The organism is Escherichia sp. E1130 (genome assembly GCF_005781065.1).
Lineage (GTDB): Bacteria > Pseudomonadota > Gammaproteobacteria > Enterobacterales > Enterobacteriaceae > Escherichia.
Window position 1 is genome coordinate 364,414 of the sequence record NZ_VATL01000012.1, and the last position, 24,724, is coordinate 389,137.

The following is a 24,724-nucleotide window of genomic DNA, read 5'->3' on the forward strand; positions in this document are numbered from 1 at the left end:
CATCATGATAAGGAAACACAATGAAAGGATTGATACGAAGAGTCACTGTCACCGTTGTGCTCTGGAGCGTTTGCTCCATCGCGATGGCGAAATCAACCATTACTCTGGATGGCGAACATCTTTCAATTGACCAGGCCTGGTCAATTGCGTTAGGTGATAACGACGTCAAAATCGCGGCGAAAGCTCTGGACAGAATGGAAAAAAGTTATGATCTGGTGATGACCGCCGCGCATTCTGGAACACCCGTTTATGGTTTAACCGTAGGCGTGGGGCTAAATAAAGACCAGCCGATATTTGATGCCAAAGGAAATTTAACGCCTGAGGTGATTGATGCGTCGAAAAAATTTAATGCTGCCGCGCTGCGCGCCCATTCTGCGGGCGTTGGTCCGATGTTACCGGATTATCTGGCACGCCTTTCAATGGTATTACGTTTAAATACCATGCTGCATGGGCAAACCGGCGCGCAGCCTTATATTGCCGAACTGTATGCTGAATTTATTAATCGCGGCGTTACACCGTTAATTCCGGCGCGGGGAAGCATCGGCGCAGCGGATATTATGCTCGCTTCGCACGTTGGTCTGGTGATGATGGGGGAATGGAAAGCCCGAGTCAATGGCGTGCAAATGAGCGGTGGTGACGCGCTGGCGAAAGTGGGACTTAAGCCACTGGTGCCGCAGGGTAAAGATATGCTGGCGATTTTGTCGAACAACAGCGTCGGGACAGCCTACGCTATCGAAGCAGTTCGTTCGGCACGTCAGTTGCTGAATGTCAGCCCGGTGGTTTTCGCTATGAGTCTGGAAGCGTTGAATGGTAACGTCGCACCGGTACTGCCGCAGTCAATTGCCGAGCGTCCTTTCCCGCAGTTGGCTGACTCTGCAAAAGAGATTCGCGATGCGTTAAACGGTTCATATTTATGGCATAAAGATGACAAACGTGCATTGCAAGATCCGTTATCGTTCAGAACTACGGTATATACCATTGCTGAATCAGTACGCGCTTTGCATGATGCTGAAGAGGTCATAACCGTACAAATCAATAGTTCCGATGACAACCCAGCAACGGTGCTGAATGCTGACAAGGCGTATCAGGACTCCAGTCAGGTCGCGCAATATTTTGTTAAAGATGGCGCAGTCAGCGGTGGGATCTTCCCGACGGCGAATTTCGAATCGTTACCTGTTGCGCTTGCCACTCAGCGTCTGACCGTGGCGTTGGTGCATGTTTCGCATAACAGTATGCGTCGCTCGCTGCACCTGGAAGATGAGCACTTTACCGGTTTAACGCGCTTCCTGTCGGCACCCGGTAATAAAGGTCACGGCTTCGGTTCGCTGCATATTCCGTTTGTCGCGCTGCATGCAGAAAACGTCGATCTCGCCAATCCTGTTTCTTTCGATATTCAACCGGTTGCCGGAGGTATAGAAGATACCGGCGCCAATAATGACCACGCAGCCAGAAGATTGAAACAGGTTGTCGATAATCTGAACGTGATTTATGGCATTGAACTGATGCATTCCGCACAGGCTCTCGATTTACGGTTGCAGGCCGCTCCACAACTGGCATTAGGGAAATCCACCAAAGCAATGTTTACCGAATACAGAAAAGTCGTGCCTTTTGTCGACCAGGATCGGGTCTTTACCCCAGATATTGCAGCTTCGCAAAAATTCTTAGAAGGATATGCTATAAATCAAAAATAAAATTTTTGTTGATTGTTTATCATAATATCCATAGATATGATGATTGCTATCAATTTAATAATCTTCACTTAACTTGAATCATAATAATCCGAAGGGCGTTTTGCTTTTCGGATTATTATTATCTGATTGAGACAATTGTCACGCCGGGCTTGCTGGGTTATAAATATCGATCATGATTTTTATAAAATATCTATTGCTGCTTTGGTTGCCATTACTTAGTAATAAGTAATGGTTTTTTGATAGTTTAAACTATTTTTAAGGGACGGCATTATGAGAGGAAAAATACCCAAAACGGAACTGTTGGTAACTTTTGAGGTGGTCGCACGCCATGAAAGTTATACCAGAGCGGCAGAGGAGTTAGCGTTAACCCAAAGCGCAGTATTCAGGCAAGTTAGCGCACTGGAAGATTTTTTACATATATCATTATTTGCGCATTCTAAAAAAAGAATATTTCTTAATGATGCCGGAAAGCATTATCTGGGCATTGTTAAAGAAACATTGAATAAGCTTGAACGTGACACAAATACTATCATGACCTGGCAGCCTACGGTTCAGGTTATTGAGCTTGCTGTCAATCCTACTTTCAGCACGCACTGGTTGATCCCCAATTTACGTGAGTTCAATAAATTGTATCCCGATATTATTGTCAATATTCACTCATTAGCTAATAACGGGGATTTTCTTAATCGGGAATACGATGCCGTCATTATGCGCGAAAATTTTTGTGCGCCCTGGTCGGAGGTAGAATATCTCTTTGAGGAAGAGATCCTGCCGGTATGCAGCGGCAGTTTACTTTCACTTCCTGACCAAAAACTGTCTGTTGCAGAGCTATTAAGTGAGCTACCACTGCTGCATCAAAGCACCCGTATTACTGGTTGGGAAGAGTGGTTTGCATTGTCTGGTGTGAGTAGTCCGTTGGTGAATAACGGGCCACGTTTTGATTTACTTTCAATGCTGATTGCCGCCGTGCGATCTAATCTCGGTGTGGCGCTCCTGCCTCGGTTTGCAATTCAACACGATTTAGATAGCGGTGACATGGTGATTCCGTGTGATGTGCCTATTCGTACCGGCAATCGCTTTATTATGACGTGGCGGGAAGAGAAGGTTGATTATCCGCACTTGCAACTCTTTCGTGAGTGGTTGCTGGCAAAATCGGTCGTACCGGAGGAGATGTAAAATCTGCGCCTGGTGAGATGCCAGGCGCAGTCATTACCAGTCGATACCAGGCTGTGCCTGAATACCGTTATCAAAAGCATGTTTGACGGGGCGGATTTCGCTTACCGTATCCGCCATTTTTACTATCTCACTATGGCAGCCGCGCCCGGTGACAATGACGTTTTGCTGCTCCGGGCGATTTTGTAGCGAAGCGATCACTTCTTCGGTATCCAGATAATGGTAAGCCAGCATGTAGGTCAGCTCATCGAGCACCACTAAATCGTAACGCTCATCAGCCAGCATTCGCTTGCATTCAGACCAGACCTCTTTCGCCGCGTCGATATCCGCTTGCCGATTCTGTGTCTCCCAGGTAAAACCTGTTCCCATAATATGAAATTCAACGCCCAGTGGATGGAGAAGGTTATATTCGCCGTTGTCCCACAGTCCCTTGATGAACTGCGCAACGCCAACCGTTTTGCCATGACCTACGGCGCGCGTCACGGTACCAAAAGCGGCGGTGGATTTTCCTTTTCCGTTACCAGTGAAAACAATCAATATTCCTTTTTTCTCCGTCGCCGCCGCGATGCGTGTGTCGACCTGTTGTTTCAGTTTCTGCTGGCGCTGAATATGCCGTTCAGTTGAGATCCGCGCTTCCATTCACTTTCCTTAATGCCCAGTGGGGCAATTGGCGCAGTGGTGTTGCTGCTCAAACTGGCTGAAGAAATTATTGCCTTTATCATCCACCAGAATGAACGCGGGCAAGTTTTCAACCTCCATCATCCACACTGCTTCCATGCCCAACTCCGGATATTCCAGGCAATGCAGGCTTTTGACATATTCTTGCGCCAGTAACGCCGCTGCACCGCCGATACTTCCCAGATTAAAGCCGCCATGTTTGTGACAGGCATCGGTAACCTGCTGGCTGCGGTTGCCTTTCGATAACATTACCAGACTGCCGCCAGCCGCCTGGAAAGCGTCGACATAACCGTCCATTCGACCGCCCGTGGTGGGCCCAAGAGAACCACAGGCCATATTTTCCGGTGTTTTCGCGGGGCCAGCGTAATAGACGATATGATTTTTCAGGTAATCTGGCATCGGTTCGCCGTTATCCAGTCGTTCTTTTATTTTTGCGTGGGCGATATCACGCGCCACCACGATGGGGCCGCTTAACGACACACGGGTGCCGATCGGTAAGGTGGCGAGATCCTGCATTACCTCACGCAATGGACGATTTAGATCAATCTGTACGTTATGCGTGTGATTGTCTTCCCGCATTGAGGCTGGAATATATTGCCCCGGATTATGTTCGAGTTTTTCCAGCCAGATGCCGTGCTTGTTAATTTTGGCTTTAATATTACGATCGGCGGAACAGGAGAGCGCCATAGCGATTGGGCAGGAGCCGCCGTGACGCGGTAGACGAATAACACGAATATCATGAGCGAAATATTTGCCACCAAACTGAGCACCAATACCAAATTGTTGGCTGGCGTCGAGCAAGGTTTTTTCCAGCTCAACATCGCGGAAGGCTTGTCCCTGCTCGTTTCCGCTGGTGGGCAGATTATCGTAGTATTTTGTCGACGCTAGTTTGGCGACTTTTAACGCCTGATCGGCAGAAAGTCCCCCGACGACAAAGGCGATGTGGTAGGGCGGACAGGCGGCAGTTCCCAGCGATTTCATTTTTTCGATTAAAAACGCAGTCAGTTTTTCTGGTTGCAGGAGAGATTTAGTTTCCTGGTAAAGCGCAGCTTTATTGGCGGAGCCACCCCCTTTATTGACACACAGAAAATGGTACTCGTCGCCGGGGACGGCGCTGATATCAATCTGTGCCGGAAGATTGGTTTGTGTATTGACTTCGGTATACATATCCAGTGGCGCATTTTGTGAAAAGCGCAGATTATTTTCCTGGAAAGTGATGTAAATACCTTTGCTTAAGGCTTCGGCGTCATTACCTCCGGTCCAGAAGTGTTGCCCTTTACTGGCGACAATGGTGGCGGTGCCGGTGTCCTGGCAGTTGGGTAATATCCCTTTTGCTGAGACTTCGGCATTGCGCAGTAGCTGCAAGGCCACATATCTGTCATTACTGCTGGCCTGCGGATCGTTCAGAATGCTGGCGACTTGTTGCAGGTGAACGGGACGTAAGAAAAAAGAGGCTTCATAAAATGCCTCCCGGGCAAGCAACGTTAATGCTTCCGGAGCGACTTTTATCACTTCTTCGCCGTCTATTTCCGTTACTGTAATATATTGATCGCTGATTAATTTATATTCCGTTGCGTCTTTATATTGTAAAAACGGTTCTTGCCAGATAAATGGTTTGGACATGATGTGTTCTCACATTGTGGTTATTTTTTACCGAATGATAAGGCAGGTCGTTTTTCCAGCAGAGATTCGGTATTGACTTAAGTATTTTTTGTTTAATTACGAGTGATGGTTGTATGGTTTTTAGGGGAACGTAGGCCACCAGTTATTCCAGCTGTGAAAATGCTGGCGTGCTTTGTAATCTATTTTATTGATATGTTTAGATAAATGTACCTGACATAAAGGAATCTGTGCAGGTACATTTATGGGGTTGATAATCTAAACAGTATTAAATATCAAAATGAATGCTTAATAAAGGTGCGTGCTGCTGCGCACCATAAACATCATTATCGCCTACATTCCCGGAGATAATATCTCGTGGCATGACGATTTTTACTGCATTAGAAGGATCAAACCAGACAATACGATGAATAAAGTTAGGTTCAACATGATATAAGCGCGCAATCAGCTCTGGAGTTAATTGCCCTGATGATTTAACTCGCTCATAGTTTTCTTTCGTTTTAAATAAAATGTCTAAAACCAGTTCGTAGGGTCCGGCATTTTTTGAACGAATGACTTGCGCCAGTGAGACAATTGACTGTTTCATGCCTGAACTCCTTCTGGCGTCACCTGTTCAATATGGAAATCAAACCGCAGTGCGTCGTTGGCTTCAATCAGGTGATAGATAGAAAACTCGTATACGGGTCCGCTCTGGATATCAGAAGGGGAGAACGGGAACGCCAGGTTGCCCGCAGTGGCGATGCGATTTTCATAACCGTAGTGCAGCATAGTGGAGCGCACCAGTGAACAAACACTGTTGGCGATTTCTTGCGTCGGCGCGACCACATCCAGGACGATCCCCAGTTCATGTCCGGCAGTTTCCATGGGCTCGTGGTCGCCCATGACACCATTTTTACCGTACAGGTGGAATGTCATTCGAATGCTGTCATCGGTCAGCGACAGGTTGCGCGTTACGCTGGCTTTGACATCTTCAATGATTTTGTCGATCCCGGCGATCATTATTGGGTCGCGAGTGCCTGCGATGGTCAGGCAGCGGAAGCCCACCTGCCGCGCACCTTCCAGTTTCAGGGCATATGGCGTTTCTTCATGCTTAGAACCGCTGACATAAACTTCACCGTCGTTCACGGCTTTGAAGGTGCAGCCTTTCAGATTCAGAACACCACCTGGTCCCGGCAGGAAGTACGGGTCCGATTTCTCATACAGCGTATGCGCGGCTGCGGATGTTTCGGTGAATTTACGCTGCGGATTGAACGTCTTCAGCGTGAAGCCATTATCGTCGATGATGCCCATCGCACAGTCAGAGCCGGAGCCTGGTGTCGCGGCAATTGCTGCACATTCGAGAATTTTCCCACAGTGCAGCGCCAGCCCTTCGTCAAAGCCTTGCATGATGGGTAGCGCTGCAAAGCAGGCCGGATCATAAGCCCGGCCGCCCAGCACCACCTGTGCGCCTTCTTTCAGCGCCCGCTGGAAGGGCTCGATGCCCATTTGCGCGACGATATAGGTACTTTCGTCAATCGCGTCGTGCGTTAACGGCGGGACAAAATCCAGCGCCGTGATTTTGCCGTTATCCAGTGCCTGGTGGACGATGGCTTTGTCAACGTCCGCCGGGATCAGCGCCATCGAAAACGAAAGTTTTTCCTCTTGCGCAATCTCGTGAATAATTTGACGACACCACTCCAAATGCGGGGCTGCGCCAGAACCACCTGCCGTCCCGATCACCACTGGAATATTATTTTGCACGCCAGCGGTGATCATATAGCGTAGATCGCGTTTAACTCCCGCGCGGTCGGTAAAGGGCTTACCCGCCCCCAGATAGTGCGGGCCAGGATCGGAAGAACCGGCATCAACGGCGATCAGGTCGGGAGATTCCGCCATCGCTTTGCGGAAGCTCTCTTCAGGGAAGCCGTAACCGAGGATCGCAGTAGGTGATAAGACTTTAAAAGAACGAGCCATCTGTTAATCCTTAGCCAGCATCAGCGCGATAGTACGATTCATTTCGTTGAACACGATGTCGAGGCCCTCGTCAAACCCCATCCCCGGTTTTACCAGCATCCGCATGGGACGCGCGGCAAGAGCTACGTGGACACAAGTTCGGGCGCTGACATCGGTTTCGTTACAGGTGCCACCCTGATAGGCTTCCATTCCGTGGCTGTTGCAGTACAGAACCGCATCGACGATGTTGTGAATACTGCCCAGATCAGGCGTTTTGATTTGCACCATGTGGCAACTGGCTGCATCAGTGAAATCAACGATATCCTGGTAGGTGTTACACCATTCGTCGGCGACAATTTTCACGCCGGAACCGAGGCGCGTCAGCTCTTTGGTGATGGCAGTCAACAGGCGAATTTGGTCAGGTTTGTTACCGGCATCGACCGGGCCTTCAATGTACAGCAGCAGACCTTGTGTTTCTTCTTCCAGGCTGGCGATGTATTGCGCGCAGCGAACGGGATCCATGTCGAAGATCAGACCGATGGTGCCGTATACATCGATGTGCAGCGTAGGGTGGTAGCGAGCGCTGGTGCGTTTGCTCAGAATGCGATCTGACAGCCAGCGGATATATTCGCGCAGTTTTTCGCCCTTAAAGCCCAGCTTCTCTTCGACGTTATTAATCAGCGCATGGGGCAGTACGTCGCTCCCTTTAAGGATCATCTTATCGACGGCGATATACCGATCGTCGCCGCTCTGACCAAATAAAGGAATGGATTTCGCCACGCGCGGTAACTGCCATTCATCGCAAACTACTTCAGTTTTCAGACGGCCCGTTGCCAGCGCGGTAGCGTCAAGTAGCGCCTGCGATAATCCATAGCGCACGGCGGTATGCAGCAAGTTGCCGTCAATACGCAGCTTGTCGAAAAAACGGGCGTTCGGCACAAACGCATCCACATCGCGGCCTTCCAGTAACGGTTTGATATGGTCATTAAGGAACGGAATAAAATGCTCGGCGAGGAACAGCGGATCGCGACCGCCTGCCCCGGAGTACTGTACCGCAGCACAGTCACCAACCGCGACCGCGCCATTTTCCAGAATCAACTGAACTGAAACGCACTCCCCAGCCTGACGTACTGCGCTAAATCCAGACGTAACCGGCTCCCCGGTATAAAAAAATCCGTCGTGGCCCGCTCCGTTTTTTATCGCCTGCTGGTCATCGAAATAGAATGAGGAGTAGCCAGCGGTGAACAGGGCCTGTTTTATTTTCATTATGGTCTTCCTATTAATTTACTGTGGGATACAGCATTGATGTCATCAACAACCATCTGGAATGTCGGTTGGCGTCCTTCAAAGCGTGCGCGTTCAGCAACGTAATCGTGGTGAAGGTCGAGAATGTCTTTTGGCAACGGAACGGCGCCGGCTTCCAGCACGCGTATCGCGCCAGTGTTGTCGCGAACCGGAAGAATTTTGCCCGCGTTGCAGGCGGCTGGCGCAAACGGCACATCCAGTACGCCCGCTTCAAATGCCAGCACCGTACCGCGCGCGATATCCCCATTCCCCAGTTCGAACACTTTATTCAGCACGGCGCGAACTTCACTCTTAATCAGCTCAGCTTCCAGTTCCACCGCAGGACACGGTGGGAATTTCTGATCGCTAACCATATTGAGCATTTGGCGGGAGGCTTTCAGTCCCTGCACGTTGGCGGCAGCGGTAGGGATGCCCCAGGCTTCATGCGGACTCTTGGTGATGACTTTGGTCGCGCCCGACATTCCAGCAACCGCCGCGCCCCAGGAGATAATCGCGAACGCTTTTGACTCGTCTTCCGGAAAACCGCCCATCCACTGGTGGAACACCGTACTTAATTCGTACTCTGCATAGCCATGATTCTGGAAGTATTCGTGAGCGAGTTCCCGCAGAGACTGGATCGCCGCAATATCTTGCGTCAGGCTTCCGACCTGACCATAACCGACGGTGATAGATTTCACGCCCTGTTCCAGTGCCAGCAAGCCTTCGATTATCGCAATAGAGTGCGAGATAAACGGTGGAATCAAGGTACCTGTAAGCGGGCCAAACGGTTCGCGGTTGATGCGAATTCCGTGCTCTTCATACAGCCCCATTAAACGGTCGCAGTACTGCCAGTCGCGGATCGATTTTTCCAGCGTTACGCGTTTGGCATACGGAATATTGTAGGAAATGCCGCCGCCTTCATAGCTGGTGAAGCCGCTGGCCATTGAGATTTCAGCCAGCAGCCGCGCATCTGGTGTGCCATGGCGGATCTGTAGCGGTTTTTGCAAGGTTTCGGTCAGACGACGGCATGCTGCGACGCCGTGGTTAACCACCGGTAAACCGTTCAGTTTAGAGGTTCCGGCTTCGATGGATTTTTTAATCCCTACCGCGGCTTCTTCGTAACGATTCAGACGGGTATAGGCATCGATGGTGCTCGGCAGCAAATCGCACTCATCTTGCAGTGTTTTCAGTAGTTCGATGTGCTCGTCCATCAACGCCACGCCTGCGCGCGGTTGGCTAAGCGTTTTACCTTCCAGGTCTGCTTTCAGTAGGGCAAGGGAGAAGCGTTTGTGATCAGGAATAGTTTGTTGATATTTAACGCCATCTTCGAAGTTTTCAACATCCTTGCCAGTTTCCCAGGTTTTCAGTACCTGTTGCCGCTCGGTCATGAATTCGTCATGGGTTAATTTCTTATTTCGAAGTTCCATTGATTGCTACCTTAATTGTTATAGGGTTAAGCATTGAATACTGGTACGCGCGGCGGCCTGCGGATCGACTCTGGCGACGTTTGCCAGCAGTGGAAATAGCCCCCGTGAATCGCGGTAATATTCAAATTCGGTCGGTAAGAGAATGCGTTTGCCGTCGTCGTTTAACTCGCGGTATTTCAACCAACGATGAATATCAAACTGGCTGGCGCGCGACAGCCATCCACCGGAACCAACGACTTTGCGCACGGTGGTCAGGTCGCGTCCCATCTGTAAATCGACATTGCCGACGCAGGTGCAGACTTCTTTTTTGGTGCCGGCATGACGTTCAGTGGCGTAACTTACGCACAGTCCGGCCAGCACAGTATCGAAATATTTTTCTTCTGCGTTAGTGGGTAAATGGTCGGGATGTGCAACCAAATGACGGAGATAATGATAAAAAGCGTCCTGCTGCGTGGGGTGCTGAGAAAAGATCACATTAACTAAGTCTTTTGCGCTTTCACCAACCACCATTGCTGAGACGCGCATTCCCAGATCGCCTTCAACGGTCCGTTTTACGAAGGGTTCCGGTACGCCGTGTAAAACGGTGTCGGGTGAGAGATTATTGGCACAGGCAGAATACATATCGGTGGTTGCGCCGCCCATGTCGATCAGCATGAACTCTTTCCAACTGATATCGACATTACTGATTGCCTTAACCAGTTCAAAAACTGTCCACGGCGTTGGCATTGGCTCTTCGCCCGTTTCATCAACAATGACATCCAGTCCTTTTCCTTTAACAATGCGTTTGAGGAAAATGTCGCAGATGGCCTGTCGCGCGGCGAAAGGGGAGGGATTTTCAAGGTCAGGCAGGACGTTATCGACGATGGTCAGATCTTTATGCCCGAGGATGTCCTGTATATTGTCCTGAATGTCCCTGTTTCCGGCATAAATAATGGCGCAATCGAGTTTTGATTCCGCCAGCACACGGGCGTTATTTAGCCCGTAACTCTCTTCTCCGCCGTCGGTGCCGCCAGTGAATAAGAGGATATCGGGTGGTGACTCTTCCAGCGCCTGAATATCACGGCGGTTCAGCTTGTAGGAGTAATGCTGCGCAATTTTAGCGCCAGCAGAGTGAGCGGTTACTTTCGCGGATTCCAGGGTAATAGAAGGCACTAATCCCATTGCGGCAACCGCCAGTCCACCTTTGGCTGAAGAAGAGTACTTCAATGCGACTTCGCCGCTTTTTAACAGGGGGAGGGCGTTATCTACGTTTAACACCTGATTCAGGCTTGAGAAAAAACCATCGGCCAGATGATGCGTGGTGGTTGGGGTCAGAACGTGGTTAACCAGCGTTAACGCGTCCCCCTCCCGGGTAAAGAGGGCAGCTTTGGTCCACGTCGATCCAATATCGACAGAGACGATTTGCATCAGATGGCCTCTTCGAAAATACGTGTTTCAACACCATGACGCTGGTTGATATCGTTGGACATCAGCTGGCAGACATCTTCTAAGTCATGGCTGGGGGCGAAGACGCGGTCAAAACCCATCTCTTTGAATTTGATTTCCACGTTAGCGAAGTCATGTTTACCCACCACCAGGTTACCGCCTACATAGAGCAGAATGTCGCCCAGCCCACGTTCGATGCAGCGTTCACGCATACCCAGACAGTCGATATCCCCATGCCCATAGATAGAGGAAACCACTATCGCGTCAGCGCCAGTTTCAATGGCAGCATCAATATATTCATCCTGGCTGACCATTACGCCCAGGTTTATGACTCTGAAGTCATGAGAAGTAAAAACGCGATCCAGAACTTTATTGCCAACTGCATGGCAGTCGGCACCAATAACGCCAAGCACTAGTATTGCTTTCTTCATGGGTAATCCTTTGTAAGACAGAGAGTAAAATAAGTTACACACGTCGTATTTATGGCCGTTTCTGTGGCACATGATTAATAACACTGGAGTGTCTGTGTCCTGTCGTCTGGTTGCAATTGATCTATTTTCAAAATATCTTTCGAAAAATGCTTGTTTATGTAATTGCTTTAAATATGACGGTTATTTCAATGGGTTACGTGTATGGTTGTTATTGATTTTAATTTTTCAAATTATATTGATTTAATGTATTGATATATTTGTGATCAACATCTGATTTGCATTTTTTAAGAGGGGACTGGTTATAAAAGTAGTTCATAAAGTTTGGTGCGCATTATTAATGCAATTTACTGCCGTCTTAACATGGAATTGTAACGGTAATGTTTAAAGTAACAAATGGTTAATAACTCATTTGGGGTTGTGCTATTCATTGGACCTAATTAATCACTTCTACTCAAATGATTATTCTTGAGCAGTGGAACGTATTACTTAGAGTGGGCTGGTGTTCAATAACGTCCAGATATAATACCGTTTCATTGTCTCGTCTTGCTGCTGGGTTAATAAAAATAATTTACATATACCAACACAGGATAAACTTAGTTATTGAATCTCATGTTGTTTGATGTTGGGGCACTGAGCCGTTCATTGAATATAAAAAGGGGAAAAATACTTATATCAGATGTAATTTAGCTTAAAAGCTCTCTTTCCCTTCTTCCTGAATTCTACAAATCCATCCTTCAATGTGATTATTAGCAAAGCAACAATAACATTCCGGGGTAAAGGTTGGTGCTCATAAAGACAACAATCAATTAACTTTGATAAAAATATGTTATGTAAAATGACAACAAATTGGCTAATCTAACCAATTAGTCTTATAAAAAGTGGGTAAGGCGGTTCTGTTAAATAAAATACTGGTTTTTTATCTATGCATTTCCATAGTGGTAATTTTACTGCGCTATTTGGTTACAATAAATTAACAATAAAATTACCAATGATCTATAGATTATACATGGTTAACATATCTGGTTGATTTTGATATAAATCAATTTTTAATTCTTGAAAAAAATCTGCAAAACGCGATAAATTGTCGTAGATCAAATTGGTGGGATGGTGACAATTTCACTATAAATTGATCACTGTCGAAAAATGCAAATTTGCTCAATAAAAACCTGTTTATTGTAAGGATTTTGCGGCGTAATATAATTACGGGATCAATTTGGTTTATTCATTAACATATTTGTAACTTTTTTATCATTGTCTTTCCTCTTTTGATGAAATGGCAACGATAGGGGCGAGCAAATAATTTTGTATTGGGGCATGCGTGTGACCCTTTCTAACGGGGTTCACTCTCGGAGTCTTCATGCGATGAGCAAGGAGTCATGATGTTAGATATAGTCGAACTGTCGCGCTTACAGTTTGCCTTGACCGCGATGTACCACTTCCTTTTTGTGCCGCTGACGCTCGGTATGGCGTTCCTGCTGGCCATTATGGAAACGGTCTACGTCCTTTCCGGCAAACAGATTTATAAAGATATGACCAAGTTCTGGGGCAAGTTGTTTGGTATCAACTTTGCTCTGGGTGTGGCAACCGGTCTGACCATGGAGTTCCAGTTCGGGACTAACTGGTCTTACTATTCCCACTATGTAGGGGATATCTTCGGTGCGCCGCTGGCAATCGAAGGTCTGATGGCCTTCTTCCTCGAATCCACCTTTGTAGGTCTGTTCTTCTTCGGTTGGGATCGTCTGGGTAAAGTTCAGCATATGTGTGTCACCTGGCTGGTGGCGCTCGGTTCAAACCTGTCCGCACTGTGGATTCTGGTTGCGAACGGCTGGATGCAAAACCCAATCGCGTCCGATTTCAATTTCGAAACCATGCGTATGGAGATGGTGAGCTTCTCCGAACTGGTGCTTAACCCGGTTGCTCAGGTGAAATTCGTTCACACTGTAGCCTCTGGTTATGTGACTGGCGCGATGTTCATCCTCGGTATCAGCGCATGGTATATGCTGAAAGGCCGTGACTTCGCCTTCGCTAAACGCTCCTTTGCTATCGCTGCAAGCTTCGGTATGGCTGCCGTTCTGTCTGTTATTGTTCTGGGTGATGAATCCGGTTACGAAATGGGCGACGTGCAGAAAACCAAACTGGCTGCAATTGAAGCCGAGTGGGAAACTCAACCTGCGCCTGCTGCCTTTACTCTGTTCGGTATTCCTGATCAGGATGAGCAGACGAACAAATTTGCGATTCAGATCCCTTACGCGCTGGGTATCATTGCAACGCGTTCCGTGGATACGCCAGTGATCGGCCTGAAAGAGCTGATGGTTCAGCATGAAGAACGCATCCGTAACGGGATGAAAGCGTACTCTCTGCTCGAACAACTGCGTTCTGGTTCTACCGACCAGGCGGTTCGTGACCAGTTCAATAGCATGAAGAAAGACCTCGGTTACGGTCTGCTGCTGAAACGCTATACGCCGAACGTGGCTGATGCGACTGAAGCTCAGATTCAACAAGCAACCAAAGACTCCATTCCGCGTGTAGCGCCGCTGTACTTCGCGTTCCGTATCATGGTGGCGTGTGGCTTCCTGCTGCTGGCAATCATTGCGCTCTCCTTCTGGAGTGTCATCCGCAACCGCATTGGCGAGAAAAAATGGCTGCTGCGCGCCGCGCTGTACGGTATTCCGCTGCCGTGGATTGCTGTAGAAGCGGGCTGGTTCGTGGCTGAATATGGCCGCCAACCGTGGGCTATCGGTGAAGTGCTGCCGACAGCTGTGGCGAACTCGTCACTGACCGCAGGCGATCTCATCTTCTCGATGGTGCTGATTTGCGGCCTGTATACCCTGTTCCTGGTGGCAGAATTGTTCTTAATGTTCAAGTTTGCACGCCTCGGCCCAAGCAGCCTGAAAACCGGTCGCTATCACTTTGAGCAGTCCTCCACGACTACTCAGCCGGCACGCTAAGACAGGAGTCGTCAAATGATCGATTATGAAGTATTGCGTTTTATCTGGTGGCTGCTGGTTGGCATTCTGCTGATTGGTTTTGCAGTCACTGACGGTTTCGACATGGGGGTGGGCATGCTCACCCGTTTCCTCGGTCGTAACGACACCGAGCGTCGAATTATGATTAACTCCATCGCACCACACTGGGACGGTAACCAGGTTTGGCTTATCACCGCAGGCGGCGCACTGTTTGCTGCCTGGCCGATGGTCTATGCCGCTGCGTTCTCCGGCTTCTATGTGGCGATGATCCTTGTGCTGGCGTCTCTGTTCTTCCGTCCGGTCGGTTTTGATTACCGCTCCAAGATTGAAGAAACCCGCTGGCGTAACATGTGGGACTGGGGCATCTTCATTGGTAGCTTCGTTCCGCCGCTAGTGATTGGTGTGGCGTTCGGTAACCTGTTGCAGGGCGTACCGTTTAACGTTGATGAATATCTGCGTCTGTACTACACCGGTAACTTCTTCCAGCTGCTTAACCCATTCGGCCTGCTGGCAGGTGTGGTAAGCGTAGGGATGATCATTACCCAGGGCGCAACCTATCTGCAGATGCGTACCGTGGGCGAACTGCACCTGCGTACCCGTGCAACGGCACAGGTAGCGGCACTGGTGACGCTGGTCTGCTTCGCACTGGCGGGTGTATGGGTGATGTACGGTATCGATGGTTATGTCGTGAAATCGACAATGGACCATTACGCTGCCTCTAACCCGCTGAATAAAGAAGTGGTTCGTGAAGCTGGCGCATGGTTGGTGAACTTCAACAACACGCCGATTCTGTGGGCTATTCCGGCGCTGGGTGTGGTTCTGCCGCTGCTGACCATCCTGACTGCACGTATGGATAAAGCCGCGTGGGCGTTTGTGTTCTCCTCCCTGACGCTGGCCTGCATCATCCTGACTGCCGGTATTGCAATGTTCCCGTTTGTAATGCCGTCCAGCACCATGATGAATGCAAGTCTGACAATGTGGGATGCAACTTCCAGCCAGCTGACGCTTAACGTCATGACCTGGGTTGCGGTGGTTCTGGTTCCGATCATTCTGCTCTACACCGCCTGGTGTTACTGGAAAATGTTCGGACGTATCACCAAAGAAGATATTGAACGTAACACCCACTCTCTGTACTAAGTAAGGAGCTAAAAATGTGGTATTTCGCATGGATTCTGGGAACGCTTCTTGCCTGTTCGTTTGGGGTAATCACCGCGCTGGCGCTTGAGCACGTCGAATCAGGTAAAGCCGGTCAAGAAGACAGCTGATGAGTAAGGTTATCGCAACTTTGTATGCGGTAATGGACAAGCGCCCCCTGCGGGCGCTTTCCTTCGTGATGGCGCTTCTGTTAGCAGGATGTATGTTTTGGGACCCATCACGTTTTGCCGCGAAGACCAGTGAACTGGAAATCTGGCATGGTTTATTGCTGATGTGGGCCGTCTGTGCAGGCGTAATTCACGGCGTGGGTTTTCGTCCGCAGAAGGTTCTCTGGCAAGGGATTTTTTGCCCACTGCTTGCCGATATCGTTCTCATTGTCGGGCTGATTTTCTTCTTCTTTTAAATCAGAATTCTCTTTAAAAATTTATGGACCTTCAACAGTCCATAAATTTTTACGCTCCCTTAACTTGCCCTCATTCCCAAACCTCAATCGCGCGCGTATAGTAGCAGCGTTTAAAAGTTCTAATTTTTGTTGCATTACTGGGATGTAAAGTGAATACAACGCTGTTTCGATGGCCGGTTCGCGTCTACTATGAAGATACCGATGCCGGTGGTGTGGTGTACCACGCCAGTTACATCGCTTTTTATGAAAGAGCACGCACAGAGATGCTGCGTCATCATCACTTCAGTCAACAGGCTCTGATGGCTGAACGCGTTGCCTTCGTGGTGCGTAAGATGACGGTGGAATATTACGCGCCTGCGCGGCTCGACGATATGCTCGAAATACAGACTGAAATAACATCAATGCGTGGCACCTCTTTGGTTTTCACGCAACGTATTGTCAACGCTGAGAATACTCTGCTGAATGAAGCTGAGGTTCTGATTGTTTGCGTTGACCCACTCAAAATGAAGCCTCGTGCGCTTCCCAAGTCTATTGTCGCGGAGTTTAAGCAGTGACTGACATGAATATCCTTGATTTGTTCCTGAAGGCGAGCCTTCTGGTTAAACTTATCATGTTGATTTTGATTGGTTTTTCAATCGCATCCTGGGCCATTATTATCCAGCGGACCCGTATTCTTAACGCCGCGGCTCGCGAAGCCGAAGCGTTTGAGGATAAATTCTGGTCTGGAATCGAACTTTCTCGCCTCTATCAGGAGAGCCAGGGAAAACGAGATAATCTCTCGGGGTCGGAACAAATCTTTTACAGTGGGTTCAAAGAATTTGTGCGCCTGCATCGTGCTAACAGCCATGCACCGGAAGCCGTAGTGGAAGGCGCGTCGCGCGCGATGCGTATTTCCATGAACCGTGAGCTGGAAAATCTGGAAACGCACATTCCGTTTCTCGGTACGGTAGGTTCCATCAGCCCGTATATCGGTCTGTTCGGTACAGTCTGGGGGATCATGCACGCCTTTATCGCGCTCGGCGCGGTGAAACAGGCGACGCTGCAAATGGTTGCACCGGGTATCGCAGAAGCGTTGATCGCCACGGCTATCGGTCTGTTTGCCGCAATCCCTGCGGTTATGGCTTACAACCGTCTGAACCAGCGCGTCAACAAACTGGAGCTGAACTACGACAACTTTATGGAAGAGTTCACCGCCATTCTGCACCGCCAGGCGTTTACCGTTAGCGAGAGCAACAAGGGGTAAGCCATGGCCAGAGCGCGTGGACGAGGTCGTCGCGATCTCAAGTCCGAAATCAACATTGTACCGTTGCTGGACGTACTGCTGGTGCTGTTGCTGATCTTTATGGCGACAGCGCCCATCATCACCCAGAGCGTGGAGGTCGATCTGCCAGACGCTACTGAATCACAGGCGGTGAGCAGTAACGATAATCCGCCTGTGATTGTTGAAGTGTCTGGTATTGGTCAGTACACCGTGGTGGTTGAGAAAGATCGTCTGGAGCGTTTACCACCAGAGCAGGTGGTGGCGGAAGTATCCAGCCGTTTCAAGGCCAACCCGAAAACGGTCTTTCTGATCGGTGGCGCAAAAGATGTGCCTTACGATGAAATAATTAAAGCGCTGAACTTGTTACACAGTGCGGGTGTGAAATCGGTTGGTTTAATGACGCAGCCTATTTAAGCATCTGCGTTTCCCTTGCTTTAAGAGAGCGGGTAACAGGCGAACAGTTTTTGGGAACCGAGAGTGTCAAAGGCAACCGAACAAAACGACAAGCTCAAACGGGCGATAATTATTTCAGCAGTGCTGCATGTCATCTTATTTGCAGCGCTGATCTGGAGTTCGTTCGATGAGAATATAGAAGCTTCAGCCGGAGGCGGCGGTGGTTCGTCCATCGATGCTGTAATGGTTGATTCAGGTGCGGTAGTTGAGCAGTACAAACGTATGCAAAGCCAGGAATCAAGCGCGAAGCGTTCTGAAGAGCAGCGCAAGATGAAGGAACAGCAGGCTGCTGAAGAACTGCGTGAGAAACAAGCGGCTGAACAGGAACGCCTGAAGCAGCTTGAGAAAGAACGGTTAGCTGCTCAGGAACAGAAGAAACAGGCTGAAGAAGCCGCTAAACAGGCCGAGTTAAAGCAGAAGCAAGCGGAAGAGGCAGCAGCGAAAGCGGCGGCAGATGCTAAAGCGAAGGCTGAAGCGGAAGCCAAAGCTGCCGAAGAAGCAGCGAAGAAAGCGGCTGCGGACGCGAAGAAAAAAGCAGAAGCAGAAGCCGCCAAAGCCGCAGCCGAAGCGCAGAAAAAAGCCGAGGCCGAAGCCGCCAAAGCTGCAGCGGCGCTGAAGAAGAAAGCGGAAGCGGCAGAAGCTGCTGCAGCTGAAGCAAGAAAGAAAGCGGCAACTGAAGCTGCTGAAAAAGCGAAGGCCGAAGCTGAGCAGAAAGCGGCTGCTGAAAAGGCGGCTGCAGATAAGAAAGCCGCCGCTGAAAAAGCTGCAGCCGACAAAAAAGCAGCAGAAAAAGCGGCTGCTGAAAAGGCAGCAGCTGATAAGAAAGCAGCGGCAGAAAAAGCCGCCGCAGACAAAAAAGCCGCAGCGGCAAAAGCAGCAGCTGAAAAAGCAGCAGCTGAAAAAGCGGCTGCAGCAAAAGCTGCCGCGGAGGCAGATGATATTTTCGGTGAGCTAAGCTCTGGTAAGAATGCACCGAAAACGGGGGGAGGGGCGAAAGGGAACAATGCTTCGCCTGCCGGGAGTGGTAATACTAAAAACAATGGCGCATCAGGCGCAGATATCAATAACTATGCCGGGCAGATTAAATCTGCTATCGAAAGTAAGTTCTATGATGCATCGTCCTATACAGGTAAAACCTGTACGCTGCGCATAAAGCTGGCACCGGATGGCATGTTACTGGATATCAAACCTGAAGGTGGCGATCCCGCTCTTTGTCAGGCTGCGTTGGCAGCAGCTAAACTTGCGAAGATCCCGAAACCACCAAGCCAGGCAGTATATGAAGTGTTCAAGAACGCACCATTGGACTTCAAACCGTAATCGCGATGTTGGTCGTCACGGCGGTCAACATCAGACATCGGTTGTCGCAGGGTTCTGGTAGTTTTGTGTATTTGAGTTTGTTAACATTCTGCTAAATTATCGTGGGCTATCTGTCCAGATAAGGGAGATATGATGAAGCAGGCATTACGAGTAGCATTTGGTTTTCTCATACTGTGGGCGTCAGTTCTGCATGCTGAAGTCCGCATTGTGATCGACAGTGGTGTAGATTCCGGTCGTCCTATTGGTGTCGTTCCATTCCAGTGGGCGGGTCCAGGTGCGGCACCTGAAGATATTGGCGGCATCGTTGCTGCTGACTTGCGTAACAGCGGTAAATTTAATCCGTTAGATCGCGCTCGTCTGCCTCAACAGCCAGGTAGCGCGCAGGAAGTTCAACCTGCTGCATGGTCTGCGCTGGGCATTGACGCTGTCGTTGTAGGTCAAGTCACTCCGAATCCGGACGGTTCTTACAATGTTGCTTATCAGCTGGTTGATACCGGCGGTGCACCGGGTACTGTGCTTGCTCAGAACTCATACAAAGTAAACAAACAATGGCTGCGTTACGCTGGCCATACCGCCAGTGATGAAGTGTTTGAAAAACTGACCGGCATTAAAGGTGCGTTCCGTACCCGTATTGCCTATGTTGTTCAGACCAATGGTGGCCAGTTCCCGTATGAGTTGCGCGTGTCTGACTATGATGGCTACAACCAGTTTGTGGTTCACCGTTCTCCGCAGCCGCTGATGTCTCCGGCGTGGTCACCGGACGGTTCTAAACTGGCATATGTTACCTTCGAAAGCGGTCGTTCCGCGCTGGTAATCCAGACGCTGGCTAACGGTGCAGTGCGTCAGGTTGCTTCCTTCCCGCGTCACAACGGTGCGCCTGCATTCTCGCCGGACGGCAGCAAACTGGCTTTTGCTCTGTCGAAAACTGGTAGCCTGAATCTGTACGTAATGGATTTAGCCTCTGGTCAAATCCGTCAGGTGACAGATGGTCGCAGCAACAACACCGAACCGACCTGGTTCCCGGACAGTCAAAACCTGGCCTTCACCTCTGACCAGGCCGGTCGTCCGCAGGTTTATAAAGTGAATATCAACGGCGGTGCGCCGCAACGTATTACCTGGGAAGGTTCGCAGAACCAGGATGCGGATGTCAGCAGCGACGGTAAATTTATGGTAATGGTTAGCTCCAATGGTGGGCAGCAGCACATTGCCAAACAAGATCTGGTAACGGGAGGCGTACAAGTTCTGTCCTCAACGTTCCTGGATGAAACGCCAAGTCTGGCACCTAACGGCACTATGGTAATCTACAGCTCTTCTCAGGGGATGGGATCCGTGCTGAATTTGGTTTCTACAGATGGGCGTTTCAAAGCGCGTCTTCCGGCAACTGATGGACAGGTCAAATTTCCTGCCTGGTCGCCGTATCTGTGATAATAATTAATTGAATAGTAAAGGAATCATTGAAATGCAACTGAACAAAGTGCTGAAAGGGCTGATGATTGCTCTGCCTGTTATGGCAATTGCGGCATGTTCTTCCAACAAGAACGCCAGCAATGACGGCAGCGAAGGCATGCTGGGTGCCGGCACTGGCATGGATGCGAACGGCGGAAATGGCAACATGTCTTCCGAAGAGCAGGCTCGTCTGCAAATGCAACAGCTGCAGCAGAACAACATCGTTTACTTCGATCTGGACAAATACGATATCCGTTCTGACTTCGCTCAAATGCTGGATGCACACGCAAACTTCCTGCGTAGCAACCCGTCTTACAAAGTCACCGTAGAAGGTCACGCGGACGAACGTGGTACTCCGGAATACAACATCTCCCTGGGTGAACGTCGTGCGAACGCCGTTAAGATGTACCTGCAGGGTAAAGGCGTTTCTGCAGACCAGATCTCCATCGTTTCTTACGGTAAAGAAAAACCTGCAGTACTGGGTCATGACGAAGCGGCATACTCCAAAAACCGTCGTGCGGTACTGGTTTACTAAGAGAATTGCATGAGCAGTAACTTCAGACATCAACTATTGAGTCTGTCGTTACTGGTTGGTATAGCGGCCCCCTGGGCCGCTTTTGCTCAGGCACCAATCAGTAGTGTCGGCTCAGGCTCGGTCGAAGACCGCGTCACTCAACTTGAGCGTATTTCAAATGCTCACAGCCAGCTTTTGACCCAACTCCAGCAGCAACTCTCTGATAATCAGTCCGATATTGATTCCCTGCGTGGTCAAATTCAGGAAAATCAGTATCAATTGAATCAGGTCGTGGAGCGGCAGAAGCAGATCTTGTTGCAGATCGATAGCCTTAGCAGCGGTGGTGCAGCGGCACAATCAGCCGGCGGCGATCAAAGCGGAGCGGCGGCAACGACGCCAACAGCTGATGCAGGTACTGCGAATGCTGGTGCGCCGGTGAAAAGCGGCGATGCAAACACTGATTACAATGCAGCTATTGCGCTGGTACAGGATAAATCCCGCCAGGATGACGCGATGGTGGCATTTCAGAATTTCATCAAAAATTATCCTGATTCAACTTACCTGCCCAACGCTAATTATTGGCTGGGTCAGTTAAACTACAACAAGGGTAAGAAAGATGATGCGGCGTACTATTTTGCTTCGGTAGTGAAAAACTATCCGAAGTCACCGAAGGCTGCAGATGCGATGTTTAAAGTTGGCGTCATCATGCAGGACAAAGGTGACACCGCGAAAGCAAAAGCCGTGTACCAGCAGGTTATCAGTAAATACCCTGGTACTGATGGTGCTAAACAGGCGCAAAAACGTCTGAACGCCATGTAATGCATAACACGCGACCAGAAGTCGCATTATTTCTGGTCGTGTCGTGCGATTCATAAGCAGTTGAGTGATCTACATCGAAATTTTTGTTGCGCTCAAGTCTGAAATCAGTAATATATGCCGCCGTTGCCACGGGATATCAAACAAACCGAAAGCAACGAAAAAGTGGGTCGTTAGCTCAGTTGGTAGAGCAGTTGACTTTTAATCAATTGGTCGCAGGTTCGAATCCTGCACGACCCACCAATCGCTAAGGTGGAAGCGGTAGTAAAACGTGAAGGATAACGTTGCGTCAGCAACGGCCCGAAGGGCGAGACGAAGTCGAGTCATCCTGCACGACCCACCACTTTAAGTAGTATCCAGTGTAGTATCCAGTGTAGTATCGGGTGATTAGCTCAGCTGGGAGAGCACCTCCCTTACAAGGAGGGGGTCGGCGGTTCGATCCCGTCATCACCCACCACCGGGTCGTTAGCTCAGTTGGTAGAGCAGTTGACTTTTAATCAATTGGTCGCAGGTTCGAATCCTGCACGACCCACCACTAATTGCGGTGGGTTTGGTGGAAGTAGTTTGTAGTATCCAGCGTAGTATCGGGTGATTAGCTCAGCTGGGAGAGCACCTCCCTTACAAGGAGGGGGTCGGCGGTTCGATCCCGTCATCACCCACCACTCGGGTCGTTAGCTCAGTTGGTAGAGCAGTTGACTTTTAATCAATTGGTCGCAGGTTCGAATCCTGCACGACCCACCAATTTTAACATCAAACTCAGATGTTAAGCGTGAAGGATAACGTTGCGCCAGCAACGGCCCGTAGGGCGAGCGAAGCGAGTCATCCTGCACGACCCACCAATCTTAAAGATTGGATTCGAGTAAAAATCTTTCAGGTAACACCCATATGGGTCGTTAGCTCAGTTGGTAGAGCAGTTGACTTTTAATCAATTGGTCGCAGGTTCGAATCCTGCACGACCCACCATCCTGAATGATTAAAGCAGCATAATCCCGCAAGGGGTCGTTAGCTCAGTTGGTAGAGCAGTTGACTTTTAATCAATTGGTCGCAGGTTCGAATCCTGCACGACCCACCATCCTGAATGATTAAAGCAGCATAATCCCGCAAGGGGTCGTTAGCTCAGTTGGTAGAGCAGTTGACTTTTAATCAATTGGTCGCAGGTTCGAGTTGAGCGCAGCGAAACAACGGAGCCGCTTGCGGCGACGGCCCGAAGGGCGAGCGAAGCGAGTCATCCTGCACGACCCACCAATGTAAAAAAGCGCCCTAAAGGCGCTTTTTTGCTATCTGCGATACTCAAAGATTCGAACCTGCAGCAGATTCGAGTTGAGCGTAGCGAAACAACGGAGCCGCTCGCGGCGACGGCCCGAAGGGCGAGCGAAGCGAGTCATCCTGCACGACCCACCAATGTAAAAAAGCGCCCTAAAGGCGCTTTTTTGCTATTCAGGCATCCCACAATTTCAAGTTGTAAACCTGATGACATAGTCAGAGCTTGCTGTGCAAGCAACTCTACGTCGGTGGAATTAGGCGTAAAATGACGCATCCTGCACATCAGGCGTAATACGTGTGACTTTTCCTCACCATTCGGCTATTTTGTTTAGCATATAAAACAATTGAGGCCGATTGCAGCGGATTGAACGCTTCATGTCGGCATAAACGTTAAGCCTGTAAAACGAGATGGCCAAATGAGCGTGATGTTTGATCCTGAAACGGCGATATATCCTTTTCCACCGAAGCCAACGCCGTTAAGCATTGATGAAAAAGCGTATTATCGCGAGAAAATAAAACGTCTGCTGAAAGAACGTAATGCGGTGATGGTCGCCCACTACTATACCGATCCCGAAATTCAACAGCTGGCTGAAGAAACCGGTGGCTGTATTTCTGATTCTCTGGAAATGGCCCGCTTCGGTGCAAAGCATCCCGCTTCTACGCTGTTAGTCGCTGGGGTGAGATTTATGGGGGAAACCGCCAAAATTCTCAGCCCGGAAAAAACAATTCTGATGCCAACACTTCAGGCTGAATGTTCACTGGATCTCGGATGTCCGATTGAAGAATTCAACGCATTTTGCGATGCCCATCCCGATCGTACTGTCGTTGTCTACGCCAACACTTCTGCTGCGGTAAAAGCGCGTGCAGATTGGGTGGTAACTTCAAGCATTGCCGTCGAACTCATTGATCATCTGGATAGTTTGGGTGAAAAAATTATCTGGGCACCAGACAAACATCTGGGGCGTTACGTGCAAAAACAGACAGGCGCAGACATCTTATGCTGGCAAGGTGCCTGTATCGTTCATGACGAGTTTAAGACTCAGGCGTTAACCCGCTTACAAAAACAGTACCCTGATGCTGCCATACTGGTGCATCCGGAGTCACCACAAGCTATTGTCGATATGGCCGATGCTGTTGGTTCCACAAGTCAGTTGATTAACGCTGCAAAAACATTGCCGCATCAGCAGCTGATTGTGGCGACTGACCGGGGCATTTTCTACAAAATGCAGCAGGCCGTGCCAGATAAAGAATTGCTGGAAGCGCCAACCGCAGGCGAGGGCGCTACCTGTCGAAGTTGCGCTCATTGTCCGTGGATGGCAATGAATGGCCTTCAGGCCATCGCAGAGGCGCTGGAACAGGGAGGAAGCAATCACGAGGTTCATGTTGACGAAAATCTGCGAGAGAGGGCGCTGGTGCCGCTCAACCGTATGCTGGATTTTGCGGCTACACTACGTGGATAACTGACAATA

Annotated in this window: 22 protein-coding genes, 8 tRNA genes and 1 other RNA gene; 23 read left to right on the plus strand and 8 right to left on the minus strand. The window is 49.6% G+C overall.

Features of this window, described 5'->3' with window-relative positions:
- Positions 1-20 precede the first annotated feature (20 nt).
- A complete protein-coding gene (locus FEK66_RS12365; RefSeq protein WP_135493565.1) occupies positions 21-1,691 on the plus strand; it encodes an aromatic amino acid ammonia-lyase in 1,671 nt (556 codons plus the stop codon).
- A gap of 270 nt (positions 1,692-1,961) precedes the next feature.
- Positions 1,962-2,867 (plus strand): LysR family transcriptional regulator, encoded by a 906-nt coding sequence (locus FEK66_RS12370; RefSeq protein ID WP_131161673.1) that lies wholly within the window; start codon positions 1,962-1,964, stop codon positions 2,865-2,867.
- A gap of 33 nt (positions 2,868-2,900) precedes the next feature.
- Here the strand turns inward: FEK66_RS12370 and cobO are convergent, their stop codons facing one another.
- From cobO to glmS, 8 genes are all read right to left on the minus strand, one after another.
- Complete coding sequence (cobO, locus tag FEK66_RS12375) at positions 2,901-3,503, minus strand: cob(I)yrinic acid a,c-diamide adenosyltransferase (RefSeq protein ID WP_135493566.1); 603 nt, start codon at positions 3,501-3,503, stop codon at positions 2,901-2,903.
- A 9-nt stretch (positions 3,504-3,512) separates the two neighbouring features.
- Complete coding sequence (locus tag FEK66_RS12380) at positions 3,513-5,165, minus strand: class I fumarate hydratase (protein WP_135493567.1); 1,653 nt, start codon at positions 5,163-5,165, stop codon at positions 3,513-3,515.
- A 265-nt stretch (positions 5,166-5,430) separates the two neighbouring features.
- The gene (locus FEK66_RS12385; RefSeq protein WP_130209894.1) at positions 5,431-5,748 is read right to left on the minus strand and encodes a DUF4387 domain-containing protein; all 318 of its coding nucleotides are present in this window, start codon (positions 5,746-5,748) and stop codon (positions 5,431-5,433) included.
- On the minus strand, positions 5,745-7,115 hold the full coding sequence (locus FEK66_RS12390) for an acyclic terpene utilization AtuA family protein (protein ID WP_130222233.1): 1,371 nt from the start codon (positions 7,113-7,115) through the stop codon (positions 5,745-5,747). Before FEK66_RS12390 ends, FEK66_RS12385 begins: the two co-directional genes overlap by 4 nt.
- Before the next feature lie 3 nt (positions 7,116-7,118).
- On the minus strand, positions 7,119-8,360 hold the full coding sequence (locus FEK66_RS12395) for a methylaspartate ammonia-lyase (protein ID WP_135493568.1): 1,242 nt from the start codon (positions 8,358-8,360) through the stop codon (positions 7,119-7,121).
- Positions 8,360-9,805, minus strand: coding sequence for a methylaspartate mutase subunit E (locus tag FEK66_RS12400; RefSeq protein ID WP_135493569.1), 1,446 nt, complete (start codon positions 9,803-9,805; stop codon positions 8,360-8,362). The genes FEK66_RS12395 and FEK66_RS12400 overlap by 1 nt, the downstream gene beginning before the upstream one ends.
- A gap of 18 nt (positions 9,806-9,823) precedes the next feature.
- Positions 9,824-11,212 carry a methylaspartate mutase accessory protein GlmL gene (glmL, locus tag FEK66_RS12405; RefSeq protein WP_135493570.1) on the minus strand — a complete coding sequence of 463 codons (1,389 nt, stop codon included), beginning with the start codon at positions 11,210-11,212 and terminating at the stop codon, positions 9,824-9,826.
- Entirely contained in the window at positions 11,212-11,661 is a 450-nt protein-coding gene (gene glmS / locus FEK66_RS12410) for a methylaspartate mutase subunit S (RefSeq protein ID WP_138211469.1), read from the minus strand. The genes glmL and glmS overlap by 1 nt, the downstream gene beginning before the upstream one ends.
- A 1,379-nt stretch (positions 11,662-13,040) precedes the next feature.
- Here glmS and cydA point away from each other — a divergent pair.
- The 21 genes from cydA (at position 13,041) to nadA (ending at position 24,715) form a co-directional block, all read left to right on the plus strand.
- Positions 13,041-14,609 carry a cytochrome ubiquinol oxidase subunit I gene (gene cydA, locus FEK66_RS12415; RefSeq protein WP_010331061.1) on the plus strand — a complete coding sequence of 523 codons (1,569 nt, stop codon included), beginning with the start codon at positions 13,041-13,043 and terminating at the stop codon, positions 14,607-14,609.
- A 15-nt stretch (positions 14,610-14,624) separates the two neighbouring features.
- Complete coding sequence (gene cydB, locus FEK66_RS12420; RefSeq protein WP_000568264.1) at positions 14,625-15,764, plus strand: cytochrome d ubiquinol oxidase subunit II; 1,140 nt, start codon at positions 14,625-14,627, stop codon at positions 15,762-15,764.
- Positions 15,765-15,778: 14 nt separating this feature from the next.
- Positions 15,779-15,892, plus strand: a complete 114-nt coding sequence (gene cydX, locus FEK66_RS12425; RefSeq protein ID WP_000270283.1) for a cytochrome bd-I oxidase subunit CydX — start codon at positions 15,779-15,781, stop codon at positions 15,890-15,892.
- Positions 15,892-16,185, plus strand: coding sequence for a cyd operon protein YbgE (ybgE, locus tag FEK66_RS12430; protein WP_063096546.1), 294 nt, complete (start codon positions 15,892-15,894; stop codon positions 16,183-16,185). The genes cydX and ybgE overlap by 1 nt, the downstream gene beginning before the upstream one ends.
- Positions 16,186-16,334: 149 nt before the next feature.
- The gene (ybgC, locus tag FEK66_RS12435; RefSeq protein ID WP_001098372.1) at positions 16,335-16,739 is read left to right on the plus strand and encodes a tol-pal system-associated acyl-CoA thioesterase; all 405 of its coding nucleotides are present in this window, start codon (positions 16,335-16,337) and stop codon (positions 16,737-16,739) included.
- Entirely contained in the window at positions 16,736-17,428 is a 693-nt protein-coding gene (gene tolQ, locus FEK66_RS12440) for a Tol-Pal system protein TolQ (RefSeq protein WP_000131310.1), read from the plus strand. The genes ybgC and tolQ overlap by 4 nt, the downstream gene beginning before the upstream one ends.
- A 3-nt stretch (positions 17,429-17,431) precedes the next feature.
- Complete coding sequence (gene tolR / locus FEK66_RS12445; RefSeq protein WP_000090097.1) at positions 17,432-17,860, plus strand: colicin uptake protein TolR; 429 nt, start codon at positions 17,432-17,434, stop codon at positions 17,858-17,860.
- A gap of 63 nt (positions 17,861-17,923) precedes the next feature.
- Entirely contained in the window at positions 17,924-19,216 is a 1,293-nt protein-coding gene (gene tolA / locus FEK66_RS12450) for a cell envelope integrity protein TolA (RefSeq protein WP_135493571.1), read from the plus strand.
- A 132-nt stretch (positions 19,217-19,348) separates the two neighbouring features.
- Positions 19,349-20,641, plus strand: coding sequence for a Tol-Pal system beta propeller repeat protein TolB (gene tolB / locus FEK66_RS12455; RefSeq protein ID WP_010352214.1), 1,293 nt, complete (start codon positions 19,349-19,351; stop codon positions 20,639-20,641).
- A gap of 34 nt (positions 20,642-20,675) precedes the next feature.
- Positions 20,676-21,197 (plus strand): peptidoglycan-associated lipoprotein Pal, encoded by a 522-nt coding sequence (gene pal / locus FEK66_RS12460; RefSeq protein WP_001295306.1) that lies wholly within the window; start codon positions 20,676-20,678, stop codon positions 21,195-21,197.
- 9 nt (positions 21,198-21,206) lie between these two features.
- Positions 21,207-21,995 (plus strand): cell division protein CpoB, encoded by a 789-nt coding sequence (cpoB, locus tag FEK66_RS12465; RefSeq protein ID WP_130209908.1) that lies wholly within the window; start codon positions 21,207-21,209, stop codon positions 21,993-21,995.
- A gap of 164 nt (positions 21,996-22,159) precedes the next feature.
- Positions 22,160-22,235, plus strand: a tRNA-Lys gene (locus FEK66_RS12470).
- 138 nt (positions 22,236-22,373) lie between these two features.
- Positions 22,374-22,449: transfer RNA gene (locus FEK66_RS12475), tRNA-Val, on the plus strand.
- Between the two features lie 2 nt (positions 22,450-22,451).
- Positions 22,452-22,527 (plus strand) — tRNA-Lys (locus FEK66_RS12480).
- 51 nt (positions 22,528-22,578) lie between these two features.
- Positions 22,579-22,654 (plus strand) — tRNA-Val (locus tag FEK66_RS12485).
- A gap of 3 nt (positions 22,655-22,657) precedes the next feature.
- Positions 22,658-22,733, plus strand: a tRNA-Lys gene (locus tag FEK66_RS12490).
- Between the two features lie 146 nt (positions 22,734-22,879).
- Positions 22,880-22,955 (plus strand) — tRNA-Lys (locus tag FEK66_RS12495).
- A 33-nt stretch (positions 22,956-22,988) separates the two neighbouring features.
- A tRNA-Lys gene (locus FEK66_RS12500) sits at positions 22,989-23,064 on the plus strand.
- Positions 23,065-23,097: 33 nt separating this feature from the next.
- Positions 23,098-23,237: transfer RNA gene (locus FEK66_RS25700), tRNA-Lys, on the plus strand.
- Between the two features lie 30 nt (positions 23,238-23,267).
- Positions 23,268-23,393: non-coding RNA, RtT sRNA (locus FEK66_RS12510), on the plus strand.
- A 278-nt stretch (positions 23,394-23,671) separates the two neighbouring features.
- Entirely contained in the window at positions 23,672-24,715 is a 1,044-nt protein-coding gene (nadA, locus tag FEK66_RS12515) for a quinolinate synthase NadA (protein ID WP_135493572.1), read from the plus strand.
- Positions 24,716-24,724 lie beyond the last annotated feature (9 nt).